This is a genomic window from Geminocystis sp. NIES-3708, from assembly GCF_001548095.1.
Taxonomy (GTDB): Bacteria; Cyanobacteriota; Cyanobacteriia; order Cyanobacteriales; family Cyanobacteriaceae; genus Geminocystis.
The window spans coordinates 2211170-2227651 of record NZ_AP014815.1; the positions used below are offsets into that span (position 1 = coordinate 2211170).

A 16482-nucleotide genomic window follows, 5' to 3' on the forward strand; every position below is an offset into this window, starting at 1 on the left:
CCTATTATTTGGTCTTCTAAAAGGTAAAAATTATACCAAAAATTTCTGGCACTGACCTTTAATTTATAGTTTAAATCTCCTAATACTTTAGCTGTAAGTATTGATAATTTATGGTATTCTTTGCTTTTTACTGTGTAGTTAGCGTACATGAATAATACTGAGATAATGGTTAAGCCGATGATGGAGTTTATAATTTCTAACATTTTGATTATCTTATTTATGTGTAGTATTTGAGAATGTATTGAATGTTAATTGTTAATTGTCTTAGCTGATTAAGGAATTAACTCTACTCTGGTACGGTTATGGTTGCGTATGCCTTGAGTTAGTTTTATGTGACCTTCTGGCACTATACAAGGGATTGAAATGCTAAATCCTAAGTCTTCTACGTTTCTTACTAAAATACTTTGTTTTATAGTTACTGACCATGTGTATATAAATTCACTGGGTAATTTATCGAACCATACCTCCGCTACAAAACCTGTATAACTTCTGGTTGATTCTCGCCAATAATATTCTTTAGCTCCTGATTCTTGAGCTATTATTGCAATTAAGGGATAAGGTACGTTTAATCTTTCTTTAACTAACTGTGTCATGATTTTTACCTACTAAAAGACAGCTTCTTTTCACCCGTCCTTTTTTAATCCGTGTACTTTGATATGTGTGCAATTTCGGTAAAAAAAATCGGAGTGTAGCCGTTACTACTGTTTTGGCAAGTAGAGCTAACTATTGCGGCGGAACGGAGTCGATAAAAAATGATGAAATAGTCACACCACTGTGAGGGTATAATAGAAAAGCTGTAGTACTATGCCTACACGGGTTCGAGCGAACGTAGAGAGCCAGTGCCTAGCGGCGGAGAGCGACACCATTTATGATTTTTACAGATATTATTGAGTGGGGCTAACTTTAGGCTTTTCTTTTCTCTTAGAAAAGACACGGTAAATTAATGGTAATTACTTATTCCTCATGGCTTTTAACCAGTTAGCAATCTCTCCCTTAGCTTTAGGATTTACAGGTACTTCTTCGGCATCCTTTACGGTATAGGTTTTGTAGATTTTTCCTTCAGCATCGGTGGCAATATCTATTTTTAATGGTTCGCCTTCACTGCTTTTTATTTCCTTGAGTTCTTGGGGTTCTGAGAGGTAAGTATCTTGTTGGTATATAGTAATAGATTGTTCAGGGTTTAATGGCTTTAGGGCGGTTAATCGTGCCATTGTCTCTTGTTGCTGTTGCTCTGAGATGATACAACCTAAATTCAGTCTCTCCTTAATATTCTCTGCTTTGGCTAAAAACTCTGCTTGGTATTGTTCCCATTTTATCGGTAATTTAACAGGGTCATTGCGGAAGTAACTTAAGACATTTGCTTTTGTCTCATAGATGTCAGAATCAGGATATTTTATTAACCATTTTTGGGCTAACCAGTTATGAAAGTTAGGGTCAAGTTTGCCGTTGATGTTCCATACTCCCTCTGGTAGCCACTGCCAATTAACGGACTGTACAGAGCTATTGATGGGGGTGAGGGTATGTTTACTCATTAACTGATTTAATGGCACTAATCCTACCTTTTTATCTTTAGTGTCTGAGGGATAATCATTTATACTACTGCTCGGAATATTTGCCTTAATGATGGTTTGCTGGTAATCTTCTGTATTTTCTTTATTTTCTTGGTCAATAGAACTGTATTGCTCTATTAATTGATTTTCTTCTTCTTGCAATTCTTTAAAAATGTTCTCTATTTCTTTCTCTTGTGCTTCGCTCTCTGAATAAGTATGATTAGTCTGAATAGTCTTTAAGTCTAAGGGCTTCTGAGATATATATATATCAATGCTTTCAGAGTCTGAACACGATCCTATTGTCGTTTGGGGCGATCCTGCTGTCGCTGTCACGATCTTACTGTCGCTATAACGATCCTGTTGTCGGGTAGGCGATCCTAATGTCGCTAGTTCATCAGTATTTACTATGATGTCATTTTTAAGGTTATTGGTTTTATACTCAAACTCAGTGATTTTGTACTCAATTAATTTTAAGGCTTTTAGCTTTTTTATAGTTCTTTGGGCTGTCCTTTGAGTAATCTGTAAGTCATTGCTTATCTGTGCTGTTCTTATTCGCTTATAGGTGTCTGTAAATGGGTTATTAGCTTTAAGGTACAGAAATATTAATACTTCATTGGCGGTTAATTGTTCCCTAAGCTCTAATAATGTCTCAGTTGTTAATCTGTAGAATTTGCTCATAATCGTTACAATGTAATTATGTTAAGGATTTATGGTTAATTTGTGGTTAGCTGTGAAGCCTTTTTTCTAGTTTTGTATTATTAAAGGGGCTTTTTACACCCCTCTTTTGTTTAACTTTTGTTGTCTTATTTTACGCTAAGATAAGTAGATTTTTCCCCTAATTTACCATATCGTAAAGCCTCTGTTTTTCCTGCCTTAACATCTTCTTTTAATTGTTTTTTATCTATTTCTATTGTTATTTTTTGATATTTTTCAGGGTAATTATTAGGGTTAACTTTATCATTAAGTATTAACGGAGCGATCGATGCTTTTTTGATGGATAAATTAAATTTATTTGTTCTTAGTTTATCTACTCCTATTTTTTCTAAATGTTGCTTAAGGTATTCTTGTAACCATTCGATTGTTTTCTCGTCTTTGCGTACCAGTTTTGTAAGTCTGTCTGCTTCGGCTTTCCTGATTTCTAACCATCTTTTTCTTGATTGTATTAGGGATAGGATAGAATCAATCTTTCCCTCAAAGTCTTCTGCTGTCTCTTTTGCTTCTGATAGTAACTCTAAGTATTCTAAGTGTAAATCAGCAGGTATATCTACCCCTTCAAGGTTTTCTATTGTTTCCTCTAATTCCTCTAATTTACTGGTTAATTCATAGAGTTTATATGTGCCTTTAGTTTCTGTCATATAGTTGGTAGTAATTTAAAAGTAAATGGTAGATAATAGGTGAGGGCGGTTAAATACCTCAGATGTGAGGGAGTTTCTTCCTTTCTTTGATGAGTTCGCTCTTCTAAATCCTGTTTTAAAATCTTTGCTTGTCATGTTATTTTTGCTTGGTAGTAATTTGGTAGTAATTAATAGTAATTAGTAGATGAGGGCAGTTAAACCCTCTATTAATTTCTCTAATTTACTTTTTTTTTCCTCCTTTATTTTCTGTTTTAGACTTCGGAGATTCTATTTGATTTGCATATACAAATAGTCTTGTTTTTTTCTCTCCTTCTTCTGTTTCCCATGAGCTTTGTTCTAGTTTTCCTGATACTATTACATAACTCCCTGAGCTTAAATAGTTATTAACAAATATTGCTTGATTTCCCCAACATTCACAGGGTATCCATGAGGTTTTTTCCTCTCCTTTTATTACTGAATTTACTGCTACTGAAAAACTAACTTTTGTCAAATATTCATGGTAGGTTCTGCACCTATATAACCAGCTATTGTTACTGTATTTATCATTATTGGTATTTCCCTTTTAACTTGATTAATTTGCATAACTTAGGTAAGTATTAAGGCTTTTTTCTCTCTCTTAATCTTTCCTTTTGCTATATTTTTATTATACTCTATATTTTATTAAATAGCAAGTAAAATATATGCTAATTAATATTTTGTTTATGCTATAATAAGGAAAAGATAGTATAGATTAATTTAATTTATGAGCAATAATTCTGATATTCAGGTAATTAATAAAGACTTGGTAAATGTTCCTTTAAAGTTTAATTTATTAGAAGATAATGACATCGAACAAGCTAGTATTGTTTTTGATGCTATGAGACAATATGTTAAACGGTATTTAAAAGAAAAAGTAGATTATGGCACGATTCCTTATTGTGGTAATAAAGATGTTTTATTTAAGGCTGGTGCAGAGAAATTAATTAGATTATTTAAACTTCGCCCTACCTTTGATTTAATTGATAAAATTGTAGATTATGATAAGGATTTATTTCATTATCATTATCGTTGTAGTTTGTTTCGTTATGGTGATTTAGTTGGTCAATGTGATGGTCTTGCTAATAGTCGTGAAAAGAAGTTTGTTAAGCAAATATTAGCTAAAGATTATACTATTGTTAATACTATTTGTAAGATGGCACAAAAAAGAAGTCTTGTGGGTAGTGTGCTTATAGTCTGTGGTGCTTCTGAATATTTTACTCAAGATTTAGAGGATTAGGGAATAAAAGAGTAGTCAGTAATTTTTTTACTTCTACTCTGGTTCAAATCAAGTTAAAAGAAATACCTATGTGTCGGTTGTTCTTCTGATTATATGGTATCACTTTAAGAAGTTGTTAAGATAGAATATGTTAGATTTTTCTTATTATTTTAAAGATTTTTATATGGGGTTATTTTATGTCTGTTCGTAAAAGAGGTAATGTGTTACCTAATGAATATAAAGAAAAAGCTCTTTCTAATGGTTTGGCATTAACTACGGTTTATGCACGGTTAAAAAGGGGGTGGAATATTGATGAAGCTGTTTCTATTCAGCCCACTGAGAAAACAAGTACTCATGAATTAAAAAGAGATAAGGGCTGGTTGGTAGCAAATAGGGCTAAAGGTTCATCGATCACTTTTGCTATTTATCAGGATTTAGAAGATTTATTTAATAAGGCTTTGCAAGAGTCTGGGGTTACTAAAAGTCAGTTTGTTGCTGATGCTGTAGAGCAATATTTGTTAAAATGGCAATCTAATAATTAAGGATTTAGATAAAAAGTATGGATTCCGACAAAGTTATTATCGTAGATTTTTCTAAGTCTGTCAGAAAAAATACTACTAAAACTTACAAAGAAAACCCTAAAGTCCTTAATCATCCAATTATTACTGAAAGACGCAGACGCTTAGGGCTAAAGTTAAAGATTAATAAGCAATGGTTTTAGTTCGTTAGGTTCTTGATTACTTGGTGGTGGTGACAGGTAATAGGGAAGTATCGGAAAAACTGCGGTAATTCCTGTTTTCTTTTCTGTCTTAATCTGAATAATGGACAATTACAAGAATATGGGGTGACAGTATAATATTTAGCTTGTTTACCTTTAACAATATAGATATTTTCTCCTACTTGTTTGTAAGGTAATTGGTAGGCTTTGGCTTGGGTATAGAGCATTAGAAACTCTGCATAATCTTTATAACTGATAATTCCTGATAGGTTAGTCCACAGTCCTGTAAACCATAAATCAAATTTAAGATCTTGGTAACGATAATTATAATGACTACGATCAAGGTGGCATAGGGCTTTATCAATAAGGTTAGGGGTGAAGTGCTGTGATATTAATTGCTGTGATGGATTCATGCTTTTTCGTGCCAGTGGTAAAATGTTCTTTTCTCTGTTAACAGTTAATTGTCTGCTGGTTATAATCTGTGATGTTCTAGGTAAAATTCTTGGTCTGTTTGCTGTAAATCTAGTTGTTTAAAGGCTTGGTTAGGGGTCAATCCTTCCTCGAATAATTCGATATATAATTCTTGGTCATCTTCTAAAAATTCAGGGTAGTGACCGTAATAATTTGTGAGTAATTCGTCTAGTTCTTCTTGCCATAAAGTGTAGATTTCTTTTGCTTGTCCCATGTCCGTTTAGTTATGTGTAGGTTAAAGGTAGTTAACAGTTAATTGTCTGTAGTTTTTATATCCCTTGGTTCGCTTGGTAGTTAGCTATTTCTCGGTCTAATCTTTCGTAATGCTCGATGTAATCAAATTCACCATTAATTAACTGGTAATAGTCCTGTTCCTCAAGGTATCTTTGGTACTGTCTTTGTGTCTGTTTTTCTTCTATGTCTTCGAGGTATTCCTCAAAACTGCTGAACCCTAGATAATTTAATAATGCGTACCCATGTTTACATAAGGCTTTTTCTCCTTCAAATACTATCCATTGATTACCGTAATCTGGACAGGTGCAATCAACAAAGCAATCATTTGGGGTTAAGGTATATTCAGTGCTTTTTATCAGGTTCTTAGCTGTATATGTGTTGTCTTTGTTATCTACAATCTCTATGTTATTGCTTCGGGTTTTTCTCTCTTTTCCTATAACTGCCTTAACTTCTTTTGCAGTTACCTTAATAATTTCTTCTGACTTTAGATGAACTGTGCAATATTCGTTACTGCTAACCTTGATCATTTTTATATCCTTACGATCAATCCATGTAACCTTTTCGATGTTACTGAAATTAAATAGTATATGTGACATAACTGGTATTTCTTTTTTAACTTGATAACTTAATTATAATCCGTTTTAACAAAAATAACAATAGAATAGCATATATTTTACTTGCTATTTAACAGATAAAGAGTTATAATAGAAATATCAAGTTAAGAGGATTATCTATTATGACCGCTAAATTATTTCCCGTTCGGATGGAGCTTTCTACCTATAAATCTTCGGTTTATGCTTCCCGTTGTGAGGAGTTACGCAAGGCTTTGGACACTATGAAAAAGTTAACTTTATTTGCAGATTTGGAACTTATGGGAGGAGTCGAAAACTATGAGAAGTTAGTTTCTGCTTCTGCCGAGCTTAAGGCTTTTCTTGATACGCAATGCCCTTTCTAGTTTATTTTCTACCTCCTTCGGGGGGTTTTATTCCTATACATTTGAGGTTATGATGCAAATTAGACATTTTGATGTAGTTGGTTTTTCGGGTTCTCGCTCTTGTTCTCCTGCTATTCTTTATCAGGTTCTTGAGTTGGTTAAGCATAAACAGATTTATGTAGGCTGTGCTAGAGGTGTAGATGCCACTGTACGCTCTTATTCTCCTCCTAATTTAAGGGTCTTTAAGGCTTCTGATTATGGTACGGGTAAATCTAGCTTTGCTCGGCGGTCAATGGTAATGGTAAATGAACTTAAGGCTTCTGGGGGGTGTCTTATTTCTTTTCCCTCCTCTCCTTGTCCTTCTGGGTTAAAGCCTTCTCCTAATCCTTTTAATGGTAAGGGTTCTGGTTCATGGGCAACTCTTGCTTATGCTATTTTCTTAAATGTTCCTTGCTTTATTTACCTTGATAGTTTTCCTGTACCTCATGGATGGGGTTTTTCTCCTTCTGTAACTGATTGGTTCGTAGTCTCTCCTGTTAAGCAATATACTATGATTTAATTGTACTCTGAGAGCCGAAGCCCTCATGCAAGATTTGAGAAATTATATATACAATTTACCCTCTCTCTCCTCTCCTTTCTTTTCCTTTCTCTCCTTCTAGCTAGTGTCACGAATCCCATTTTTACCTTAAACGCATCCCTTATCACCCTTCTAATTTTATGTTAGGCGGTTACTTCACCTAATTCTCTGCATTTTTCCCTAAAATGTGTTACCGCCTTCCTAAATGCGTTACAATCTCAAAAATTGATGAGTGAAACGTAATAACATTTTAATTCCGCACTCCGTAAGCTCTGTATTTTACCTGATTTTCTTGTTACTGACCTTTGCTTTTTTCCTGCTTCTGCGTACCATTGTTCCTTAATTCCTGAAGAATTTTTTATAGTTCCCTATGACTAAAATTTAATAAGCAATAAGTAATCACCAAACCCTGAAAGTATTTTCACTGAAGGTTTCGGCTATTTTTACCGAATCTAATTTATGAGGATTTTCTCTTTGATGTCATGTAGTTGGTAGCTATTTAAAAGTAAATGGTAGATTCACTCAAGTTTATGTTAGTATGGTAGTAATTAGTAGCAAATGGTAGTAAATAATTATGGGTTCAACTCAGGTAAGTTTCAGGCTAGATACAGATGTTTACAATGACTTCTCAGCAAAAATCAAGGAGTTGGGGATTAGTAAACAAAGTTTTTATGAACGGGCGATCACCCTATTAATCTCTGGTAAGTTCCCTTTTGATTCTGATGGTAGCAATAAGGTAGCAATTGATAGTAAGGATATTGAACAGGTAGTAAAGGATAATCTACAGGATTTAGCTAAAATGGTAGCTGATAACCCTGATTTCCTTCAGTTAGTTTCATCCCATATCATAAAATTGAAAGATACAAATAACATCCCTGTAAAAGAAGCTCAAATCCTTACTGCTACTGGATTAAAAACCCAGAAATTAATCAGTGAGAATGCTGATAAGATAGCTAGTACTGATAATGAGTTAAAGGTTATGGAGTCTGTAGATATTGAGGTTAATGCAGTGTCAGGAATACCACTGTTAGAAAAGTCAGCAGGGTTAAATCCTTTATGTATTAAGGACATAGCTAGTTTTGATGTTGAAATGTTAGCAGAATTAAATACTAAAACAGTAAAGGATAAGGATATTGAGGATACCCCAGAAATAATTAATAAGTCTGATTCTCAAGGTGATTTTGTTGTTAGTCAAGTATTTATCGATAAGTTAAAAGCTCTTCCTTACAGATTTAATACTCAAAGAGATTTAGAATTAGCTCTGGGTATTCCTGAAACTTATTTGAGTAAATATAAGAAAAATCCTGAGAAATTGGTTCGGTGGCAACCTTACCTAAATGCCCTTGAGATAATTGATGGGGTTTATGTTAATAAATTTAGTACTGATAAACCTAAATAATAGAACTAATGTACCTCCCCTTAATGTCTGGGTAAAGGTCTTTGATTGTTTTAGCGGAATTTAGGGGGATTAGCTTAATTTTTTTTTGATATTTTCACAGTTTACTAAATATCTATTACCATTCATTCGGTAATCTACCCCTTTTTTTAGGATGCCTTTTTTAATTCTGTTTTTGACCACATAATAAGATATTCCTGTAATTCTGACAGATTCTTTTAGGGTTTGCCATTTTTCTTTTTGAACATAACTTCTAACTTGCTCTTTTAAGTACTCCACATCTTTTTTTAATTGCTTAATTTCTAGCTCGTGGTTCATCATATTTTTATTGCTATACAGAATTTACGAAAACCTTATAGTAGTATTTCTTCCTATCAATTTTTCTATTGTAACATGATTTTCTGGGTTTTTCTATATTATTTTGCTTTTTATCTTGCACTGTCAAGCTAGTAGCTATTTATTTTTATACTTTAACTATATTACTTTTCTCTGCTTTCTCGTGCCAGTAGTAAAGTCCCCCCCCCTTCTCTTTCTTCTCAGCACTGTTGTACTAATATTCAGAGAAATAATGACAACATTTCAGTAATATGACTCCTGAGCAAAAATCTATTATCAAGGCTTTCCCGTCTGCTTTCCCTCATTTATCAAGAATCTCTGGTTTATCCTGTGCTAAACAAATATTCTGGTAAGCGATCGCCAAAAATAAGGGAAATTACTAAGGTTTAATCTTTATATTGTAGTATTAGTAATGAGAGACAGTAAATTGTTTGCCGTCCCCTACCGTCCCCCTTGCCGTCCCCCTGTCTAAGCTATATATATCAAGGCTTTTATAGTTAAGAGGACAGTAAGACAGTAAAATTTGATTTCTTCAGCAAAGGGAACACCACCCTCAACTACTGGTTCGTAAAAAAAATGATAAATGTTTATTGCTAATTGTAGTTTGTGGTAAAAATTTAGCTTATTTAGAAAAAAACTATCCCTATATACTAAGAAACTGCTGTCCGTCCGTCTTACCGTCCCCTTTTCCTTAAAACTTTTGCTATATAAGGATTATAGAGGAGACAGTAAGGGGGACAGTAGATTTTTGGTTAAAATAGGTGAAAATAACAAAACCTCAGAACTGTTATGCTCTAAGGTTTACAAGATTTTATGTAATATGGGACATGGGGGACAGTAAATTTTACCAAGGGGCATTTTCAGGGGTAATAACTATTTTTTCTCCTGTTTGTTCACCAGAAAATAAGGTTGGTTGCTCTTCTCCTTCATCTTTAATTCGTAATCCTTTAAGTCCTCTTTTTTCACTATTATTTATTTTGATTTTGCAAGGAGTGTAATGTATTTTTTTATCATCAAGGATACCTCTGATAGCTTCACCTAATTTACAATGATTAGTGAATTTAGTTTGTATTCTTAATTTTTCCATTTTTGTAATAAAGTCTATCCATAACTTTTCTGTACTTAGTTTAGAATCAGGGCTTATGACTAACCATTCATTTAAGTAGCTGGTTAAGGGATCTTCGTTTAAATCATCTTCTATCATTCTTTCTCGGTAGCCTTCGGAGTATGATTCAGGTTTAGCTATTATTTTCTCCATTTCTTCGGTGGTCATTTCCAGTAGATAATTGAGAAAACCACTGATTTCTGCTCTTAATTTATCAGCAAGGTAAATATCAGGAGTGTTAGGTACATTATTAAAGTCTATGTGTCTGCGTCTTCTTTCAAGAGCTTTGGCACGGTCTGAGGCTCTTACTCGTTCATTACCATTTACTAATACACATCCTTCGTATAGTTTGCTCCCTCCTCCTTTTTGTAGCTTTTTATTAATATTTAAGGCTTCCTTTCCTGTGATTTTTAGGAGGTTATTAGGTCTTTTATGAAACTGTGTGGCTTCAGAAATAACTACTAATTTTTTATCATGGTATTCATCAAAGGTAAATTTATCTTCTAAATCTTCTATTGAGGTGTTATAGCAGTTAGTTTGTCCTACTAAATCAGTAACTAATCCTGTGAAGGTGCTTTTACCTGATCCTTTTTTACCGATAATTTCTAAGAAAAATTCTAGGTCATACCGAGAGGTTAATATTGCTCTTACACAGGCTTTTAGGATTAATAAATCTCCTTTTCTGCTGACTCCTTCATTTAAGAATCTCAGGACTGTTTCACATTGAGCATCTGGGATATAATCATAATTTAAGATGTAATTATTTAAAAACTCTGAGTTATGGGGTAATAGCTCTTTGGTGGTTAGGTTAAGGATACCGTTTTTAAGGGGTAAATAATTCTTATATAGTTCAAGCCTTTGTTTTTCTCTGTTTTCTTCTTGTTCCTTACTAAGACTTAATTTAATGGTCATTAAGTAGTAAATATCTTTAGATTTAGTAGCATTAATTTGGTGACTAAAGGGGCTATAACCTGTTAAATTGCACCATTCCAGAGATTTTTCACTGTAGGTGCTATCAATCATTTTCTTTACCATTGTTTCGGTGATGATGGAGAAATGATTATTAGTTCCGTAATAATACCATGATTGACTAAGGGAAGAATAATAAAGGGTTTTATCATACCTCGTTACTATTTCATTCAGTATATTTTCTGCTTTTGTGTACTCAGTGTATTGATTTTTAAGTTCTTTATTTGATTGAGGGCGATCACTTCGGGGGTCTGCTATTCCTGAGTTTAATCCGCTTTTGATCGTACTTTCTACATTACTTATTCCTGTGTCTGCTACTTTGCCGTTTATGTGACTAGCTTGTAGCATTACCATTTCTATCAGGTCTTGGTTAAGTCCTTGATTTACTAATTGTCCTAAATTGTAACTAGCGGTATTTAGGTAATTGTTTCTGTCGTCTGTGAGGTTGGCAACTTTTAGGTACTCCTTCTCAAGGGCTTTGGCTAGGTAAGGGTTGGTAGGTAAGTTTAACCCTAATTTATGCAGTAATACTACTAAATCAGGTACTTTATGAGAGTTATTGGTTACAGGGGCTTTCTGATTATTATAACTACTGGTACGATCTAGCTTAGGGGTGATTGGGATTACTTTATCAAGGTCTTCTGGGGTATATCTGAGAGAGCGGTCGCAAAGGTCATGGAGTATTGTTGTTTCTTTGCCTGAGTATGTACCTTTTTTAACGTAAGGACATTGGGGTAATCGGAGTAACTGACAAATATCTCTTAGTGAGGTATCGGATTTACTGTAATCCATTAATTTATCCTGTAAAGCTCTCCATTGTTTTGCTGGTGTGGGGTCTTTTAATACCCAGTAAAAATGAATTGATTTACCACCTGTATGTATGGCAAGGGTAGGTTTTGGTAATTTCAGTTTATCTATTATTGTTAATTGTTGTTGGTAGGTGAGGTTATCAAACTCCATATAGTGAGTTCTTCCTGTTAGTATATGCTCTTGTTTATATCCATATTTTTTAAGGTGTTCTCCTTGAGGTATATCTGATTTTTGTCCGTAACTGTTAGGTACAAAATAATAAGCAGTTAAGGGTTTGAGATTTAGTTGTTTTAGGGGATAAGGGTTTGTAATCGTCACTGTTTTCCCTTTTTCATCAAATCCTCTGATTCTGATTAAGTCATTTTCTTTATAGCCTAATGTGTCAAATACCGAGTTAACTATTTCTAGGTCTTCTTTACTGAGATGGGTTTTAGGTATATATTCCTTAATTTCTGTGTTGTTATCTTTTATTTCTTTACTATTTTTCTGTTTGTCAAAATCAAAATCATCCCAACAATTATCAGTGTTAGAGTTATTTTCTGTGCTGTCATTCCAAGAATCTGCTATAATATTATTAGTAGATAATTTTGTCTGTTCTGAGATTACCTCTGTACTTTTAGTGGTTAATTCTTGATTTTCTGGAGAATCGCCCAATATATATTCAGTAGGGGTAACAGCTTGATTGAGAGTGGTCTTGAGATGGTTGTTAATTTCTAAGTTCATGATTTTAATTATTTTATTTGAAAGATTTATACGAAATAGGTAAGATTACTTCAGGGGTGTTCTTACCTTTTTTAGTGATTATTTTTTCGAGTATTTTTCGAGTATTAGTGTTACTGCTTCTCTGTTAATTTCTGCCATTGGTTTTTTTAAGGTAGATTGTAGTTCTTTAAGTTGCTTGTAAGTGTTTTCTGTAATCTGAAATTTATTTATCCATTTCACGGGTTCTTTTTCTCTGTAAAGCATATTTTTTACTTTGTAATTAATTTCTTTGTACATATATTGGGCGAAAATAATAAAACGTTAAAAATAAAAGGCAATAAACTATAGAAATAACTGATAATTTAGGAGATAATCTATAAGTTTGATCAATAAAAGGGAGTAGAGAAAAAAGAGGGGCAACAAAACATGGCTCGAAAAAGTCGGAGAGAGTATAAGAAGTACACACAAGAGCATGATATAGTACAGAGATTATAAGGGGGGTACTTCAAAATCAAGGTTATCAGCGAGATAGTGTTTGTATAGGGTTTGGGGGCTGTTACCCATTATTGTACTGACGGTCTTAATGTCTGAGGTTTTTCTGAGGATAAGTGAACCAAAGCAGTGTCGGCAGTCATAAAAAGGTAGATAAAAAGGTAGCTGATTGTTTGCTACTAATTCATCAATAGCTGGTTTCCATATTCTACGACTCAGGTTATCAGTATTTATGTATAAACCTTGAGGGCTTGGGAATAACAGATTTAGGGGGTTATGAGGGGGATTTGTAATGTTATTGATTAATTCCTGTAAGTCTAGGTTACAAGGGAATAGTCTTGAGTGTTTACCGTTTTTTAGTCCTTCTTTTAGCTGTCCTCTGACATATCTTTTGTTGAATAGTATATAAGTTCTATTATCCTTTTTAATTATGTCTGTGGTGGTCAGAGCTATTGCTTCTGAGGGTCTGCATCCTGTAAGGAATCTGAACTCTATGAAGTCTCTGTAATATGATTCACTAAACTTTTGTAATATTATCTTTATTTCTTCACCACTATAGCTTTTTATTTCTTTACTGATTTTAGTGTTAAGGGTCTGGGATAAGGGGATGAGGGGGTTATAGCTTATTTTTTTCATGGCGATCGCTAAATTTATCCCTGTTATTAGAATACTCCAACTATTAGCTATGGTTTTGTCTGAATATCCCCTGCCTTTGCTATGTGGTATTTCGTAGCGTAAGTAATTTAACCATAAATCAGCTTGATCAAGTTTTAATAGTTCATTAGGAGTTTTTTGTAACCATGTAGCTACCCTTTTTCTGATAATTTTCATTGAGGGGTCTGGATTATGTTTTATATTACAGTAATAGCTAAATATTTCCTGTAAGTTCCATTCTTTTTCAGGGGTTATTTCTTTGTGAGGAGAGATTACACTTTTTTTGATCTTATAATTATTTTTGTTGGTGTAAAGGTCATTTTTAATGTCTGTATCTATTGTGTAAGCTGTTTGATATGCCTTACTTAAATTCTCTGGGGTGTAGGGTAATCCAATGTTTATCTGTTGTCTTGTGCCAGAATATGTGTATCTTAACTGGATACTACCATTATTATTTGCGATCGTAACTTTACAATTTTGTGGTTTAATAGAAGTTGTCATAATTTAAGCCAAAATTAAGGGTAAAAATGGCTTAAAAAGGCTATATACTTACCATTTATCGAGGGAAATTTTTTGTTTTTCTTTGAGATTAAAAACATCAGGATTAACCAATTCAATTTTCCCTTCCTCAATACGCCAAACATTATCAGCAATATCAACTAAATCACTAGCATCATGAGTAACAATCAATAAAGTCCAATGTTGTTTTAATCTTGATAATAAATTAACTAATTGTTCTTTCATTAACCAGTCTAAACCAGCCGTTGGCTCATCTAATAATAAAATATTCGGCTGACGAATTAACTGCACAGCTAAAGATAATCGTCGCTGTTGTCCTCCACTAAGAGCATGGGGCGGAGTATCATAATTAATATGATCTAATCCTACTTCCGTTAAAGCCTCCTTAACACGAATAGCACTTAACTCAGGATGACCTAATCTTAACTCTTCTAGGATATTTCTACCACAAAAGTGACGCTCAGGAAATTGAAACACGATACCGCTTAGTTGTTGTAATTCTTCTGATGTTAGTTCTTCAGTACCCCAAAGAATTTTACCACTGGTTTTTTCGGCTAATCCAGCTAAAATCTCTAACAATGTAGTCTTGCCTGATCCACTTGTTCCTACAATTAAACCAAGTTTTTGAGGTGCTAAGGTTAAGGTAATATCTTCAATAATAGGATGAGTAGTTGCCGTCGGATGATAAGTAACGTTTTTTAAGTAAAGCATAAGAAGTTTAAGTTAAAATCGTAAACAAAGTAATTTGATTGTGGCTCAAAATCGTGATAAGTATGAATTTTTATCTTCCTATTTTTAAAAATAAGGCTAATCAATATCAGCTTAATGTTAATCCGAAAATTTCTTATTCTTGGATAAAATTATCTACTACTGGTTTATTGTCAATATTTTCTCTTGTTCTTTTTTCTGGAGCTAGTTTCGCTGGTGATCCTTTTCGTACTACTAATGCTCGTGATATTTCTCCTCAAACAGAATCAGCTTTTAAAGCCTTATTTGAAGATGGCAATTATCCTCAAGCGAAACAGTATTTAAACACGTCTCAAAATTCTTCTAATAATGATCCTATGTTACCAGCATTAAGAGCTTCTCTTGCTTATACTGATCAGGATTGGAGTGCTATGGAAACTTACACGGCTGAAACTTTAAAAATTGCTAAAACCATCGCAAAACAAGATCCTCTTCGTAGTAACTTATACTTAGCAGTTGGTAACTTTTTAGATGGTGCTAATGAATATAGAAAGAGTGGTGCGATCGCAGCTTTAGGTAAATTACAATTAGTATTTGATTATTTTGACAAAGCAGAAAAAATTGATCAAAATGATCCTGAATTAAATTTAATTAAAGGTTATTTAAACTTAATGTTAGCAGTAAATTTACCTTTTTCTAGTCCTCAACAAGCCATTGATAATTTACAAACTTATGCTTCTCCTAAATACTTAGTTAATCGTGGTATTGCTTTAGCTTATAGAGATTTAAAAGACTACGATTTAGCTCTAACTTTTGTCAATAAAGCCATTGAAAGTACACCTTCAAATCCTGAATTATATTATCTTAAAGGACAAATTTTGAGACAAAAAGGACAAAAGGAAAATAATTTGCCATTATTAGAAGAAGCCGTGAAAAATTTTGATATAGCGTTAGCTAAAGCTAATCAATTACCTCAAGAAGCAGTACAAAAACCCTTACAAAGAGAAAAACGTAAAACTCTGGAAAAAATATCTGAATTAGGCACATCTTCTCGTAATTAATGATTGAGTAGGGGTGAATGCTATTCACCCATAAAACCAAAAATTGATTTATTTTTTACCCATAAATATTGTTATTTATTAAATTTTTTAACTATATTTAACCAATGTAATCATTGGTACATCAGGTAATTTTTTTCTACCTTGTAAACCTTCTAATTCCACAATAAAACCACAAGCAACAATTTCACAACCGATTTGAGTTAATAAATCCGCCGTTGCCTTAGCTGTGCCACCTGTAGCAATTACATCATCTACAATCATTACTTTTGCCCCTTGAATAAAAGCGTCCTGATGGATTTCGAGAATATCTGTGCCATACTCTAAATCATATTCAATAGAAAATACTTCTGCTGGCAATTTACCTTTTTTCCGTGCAGGAACAAAACCAGCATCAAGATGATAGGCTAAAGCAGGAGCAAAAATAAACCCCCTAGATTCAATTCCCACAACATAATCAGGTAAAATATCTAGTTTTTCTGTTTCTACAGCTAAACTGTCAATAACATACTTTAAACCTTGAGGATTTCTGAGTAAAGTCGTTATATCCCGAAAAATAATACCGGGTTGAGGAAAATCATGTATATCACGAATAAGAGCTTTTAAATCCATAATAATTAATATTTAAAAATAAATTTTGACCATAGAAGAATCTAGTTTTTTTGTTTCGACAATGAATTG

20 protein-coding genes are annotated in these 16482 nt (G+C 33.3%); 7 read left to right on the top strand and 13 right to left on the bottom strand.

Translation table 11 applies throughout. The features are described from left to right. Positions 1–272: 272 nt before the first annotated feature. The 4 genes from GM3708_RS09780 to GM3708_RS09795 all read right to left on the bottom strand — a co-directional run bounded on the left by GM3708_RS09780 (position 273) and on the right by GM3708_RS09795 (position 3395). The gene (locus tag GM3708_RS09780; protein WP_066346167.1) at positions 273–593 is read right to left on the bottom strand and encodes a hypothetical protein; all 321 of its coding nucleotides are present in this window, start codon (positions 591–593) and stop codon (positions 273–275) included. 357 nt (positions 594–950) lie between these two features. Continuing rightward, a complete protein-coding gene (locus tag GM3708_RS09785; RefSeq protein WP_066346170.1) occupies positions 951–2228 on the bottom strand; it encodes a MarR family transcriptional regulator in 1278 nt (425 codons plus the stop codon). Positions 2229–2353: 125 nt separating this feature from the next. After that, the gene (locus tag GM3708_RS09790) at positions 2354–2905 is read right to left on the bottom strand and encodes a siphovirus Gp157 family protein (protein ID WP_066346172.1); all 552 of its coding nucleotides are present in this window, start codon (positions 2903–2905) and stop codon (positions 2354–2356) included. A gap of 220 nt (positions 2906–3125) precedes the next feature. Next, positions 3126–3395 carry a single-stranded DNA-binding protein gene (locus tag GM3708_RS09795; protein ID WP_066346174.1) on the bottom strand — a complete coding sequence of 90 codons (270 nt, stop codon included), beginning with the start codon at positions 3393–3395 and terminating at the stop codon, positions 3126–3128. A gap of 252 nt (positions 3396–3647) precedes the next feature. Here GM3708_RS09795 and GM3708_RS09800 point away from each other — a divergent pair, with 252 nt between their 5' ends. The 3 genes from GM3708_RS09800 to GM3708_RS18705 all read left to right on the top strand — a co-directional run bounded on the left by GM3708_RS09800 (position 3648) and on the right by GM3708_RS18705 (position 4860). Further along, positions 3648–4160: a hypothetical protein gene (locus tag GM3708_RS09800; protein ID WP_066346177.1), complete on the top strand. Its 513-nt coding sequence runs from the start codon at positions 3648–3650 to the stop codon at positions 4158–4160. A 176-nt stretch (positions 4161–4336) separates the two neighbouring features. Then, positions 4337–4681, top strand: coding sequence for a hypothetical protein (locus GM3708_RS09805; RefSeq protein WP_066346178.1), 345 nt, complete (start codon positions 4337–4339; stop codon positions 4679–4681). Between the two features lie 17 nt (positions 4682–4698). Beyond that, on the top strand, positions 4699–4860 hold the full coding sequence (locus GM3708_RS18705) for a hypothetical protein (RefSeq protein WP_158505861.1): 162 nt from the start codon (positions 4699–4701) through the stop codon (positions 4858–4860). Here the strand turns inward: GM3708_RS18705 and GM3708_RS09810 are convergent. The 3 genes from GM3708_RS09810 to GM3708_RS09820 are packed head-to-tail and all read right to left on the bottom strand — an operon-like array spanning position 4857 to position 6158. Then, positions 4857–5270, bottom strand: a complete 414-nt coding sequence (locus tag GM3708_RS09810; protein WP_066346179.1) for a hypothetical protein — start codon at positions 5268–5270, stop codon at positions 4857–4859. The genes GM3708_RS18705 and GM3708_RS09810 overlap by 4 nt on opposite strands. 59 nt (positions 5271–5329) lie before the next feature. Continuing rightward, positions 5330–5542: a hypothetical protein gene (locus GM3708_RS09815; RefSeq protein ID WP_066346180.1), complete on the bottom strand. Its 213-nt coding sequence runs from the start codon at positions 5540–5542 to the stop codon at positions 5330–5332. Between the two features lie 55 nt (positions 5543–5597). Next, positions 5598–6158: a hypothetical protein gene (locus tag GM3708_RS09820; RefSeq protein ID WP_066346181.1), complete on the bottom strand. Its 561-nt coding sequence runs from the start codon at positions 6156–6158 to the stop codon at positions 5598–5600. Positions 6159–6298: 140 nt separating this feature from the next. Here GM3708_RS09820 and GM3708_RS09825 point away from each other — a divergent pair, with 140 nt between their 5' ends. The 3 genes from GM3708_RS09825 to GM3708_RS09835 all read left to right on the top strand — a co-directional run bounded on the left by GM3708_RS09825 (position 6299) and on the right by GM3708_RS09835 (position 8472). After that, positions 6299–6517, top strand: coding sequence for a hypothetical protein (locus GM3708_RS09825; RefSeq protein ID WP_066346182.1), 219 nt, complete (start codon positions 6299–6301; stop codon positions 6515–6517). Positions 6518–6566: 49 nt separating this feature from the next. After that, the gene (locus GM3708_RS09830; RefSeq protein WP_144439304.1) at positions 6567–7055 is read left to right on the top strand and encodes a hypothetical protein; all 489 of its coding nucleotides are present in this window, start codon (positions 6567–6569) and stop codon (positions 7053–7055) included. A gap of 592 nt (positions 7056–7647) precedes the next feature. Then, a complete protein-coding gene (locus GM3708_RS09835; RefSeq protein WP_066346187.1) occupies positions 7648–8472 on the top strand; it encodes a hypothetical protein in 825 nt (274 codons plus the stop codon). 69 nt (positions 8473–8541) lie between these two features. Here the strand turns inward: GM3708_RS09835 and GM3708_RS09840 are convergent, their stop codons facing one another. The 5 genes from GM3708_RS09840 to GM3708_RS09860 form a co-directional block, all read right to left on the bottom strand. Continuing rightward, a complete protein-coding gene (locus GM3708_RS09840) occupies positions 8542–8790 on the bottom strand; it encodes a hypothetical protein (RefSeq protein WP_066346189.1) in 249 nt (82 codons plus the stop codon). Positions 8791–9649: 859 nt separating this feature from the next. Then, positions 9650–12412 carry a DUF5906 domain-containing protein gene (locus tag GM3708_RS09845; RefSeq protein WP_066346190.1) on the bottom strand — a complete coding sequence of 921 codons (2763 nt, stop codon included), beginning with the start codon at positions 12410–12412 and terminating at the stop codon, positions 9650–9652. Positions 12413–12490: 78 nt separating this feature from the next. Beyond that, entirely contained in the window at positions 12491–12655 is a 165-nt protein-coding gene (locus GM3708_RS18710; protein WP_158505862.1) for a hypothetical protein, read from the bottom strand. 225 nt (positions 12656–12880) lie between these two features. Continuing rightward, positions 12881–14038: a tyrosine-type recombinase/integrase gene (locus GM3708_RS09855; protein ID WP_066346194.1), complete on the bottom strand. Its 1158-nt coding sequence runs from the start codon at positions 14036–14038 to the stop codon at positions 12881–12883. Positions 14039–14086: 48 nt separating this feature from the next. Next, on the bottom strand, positions 14087–14767 hold the full coding sequence (locus GM3708_RS09860; RefSeq protein ID WP_066346196.1) for an ABC transporter ATP-binding protein: 681 nt from the start codon (positions 14765–14767) through the stop codon (positions 14087–14089). Between the two features lie 62 nt (positions 14768–14829). Between GM3708_RS09860 and GM3708_RS09865 the strand changes: the two genes are divergently transcribed. Further along, positions 14830–15804, top strand: coding sequence for a Sll0314/Alr1548 family TPR repeat-containing protein (locus GM3708_RS09865; protein WP_082714053.1), 975 nt, complete (start codon positions 14830–14832; stop codon positions 15802–15804). An 87-nt stretch (positions 15805–15891) separates the two neighbouring features. On the opposite strand, the gene GM3708_RS09870 is transcribed toward GM3708_RS09865, so the two are convergent. Continuing rightward, positions 15892–16413, bottom strand: a complete 522-nt coding sequence (locus GM3708_RS09870) for an adenine phosphoribosyltransferase (RefSeq protein ID WP_066346197.1) — start codon at positions 16411–16413, stop codon at positions 15892–15894. Positions 16414–16482 lie beyond the last annotated feature (69 nt).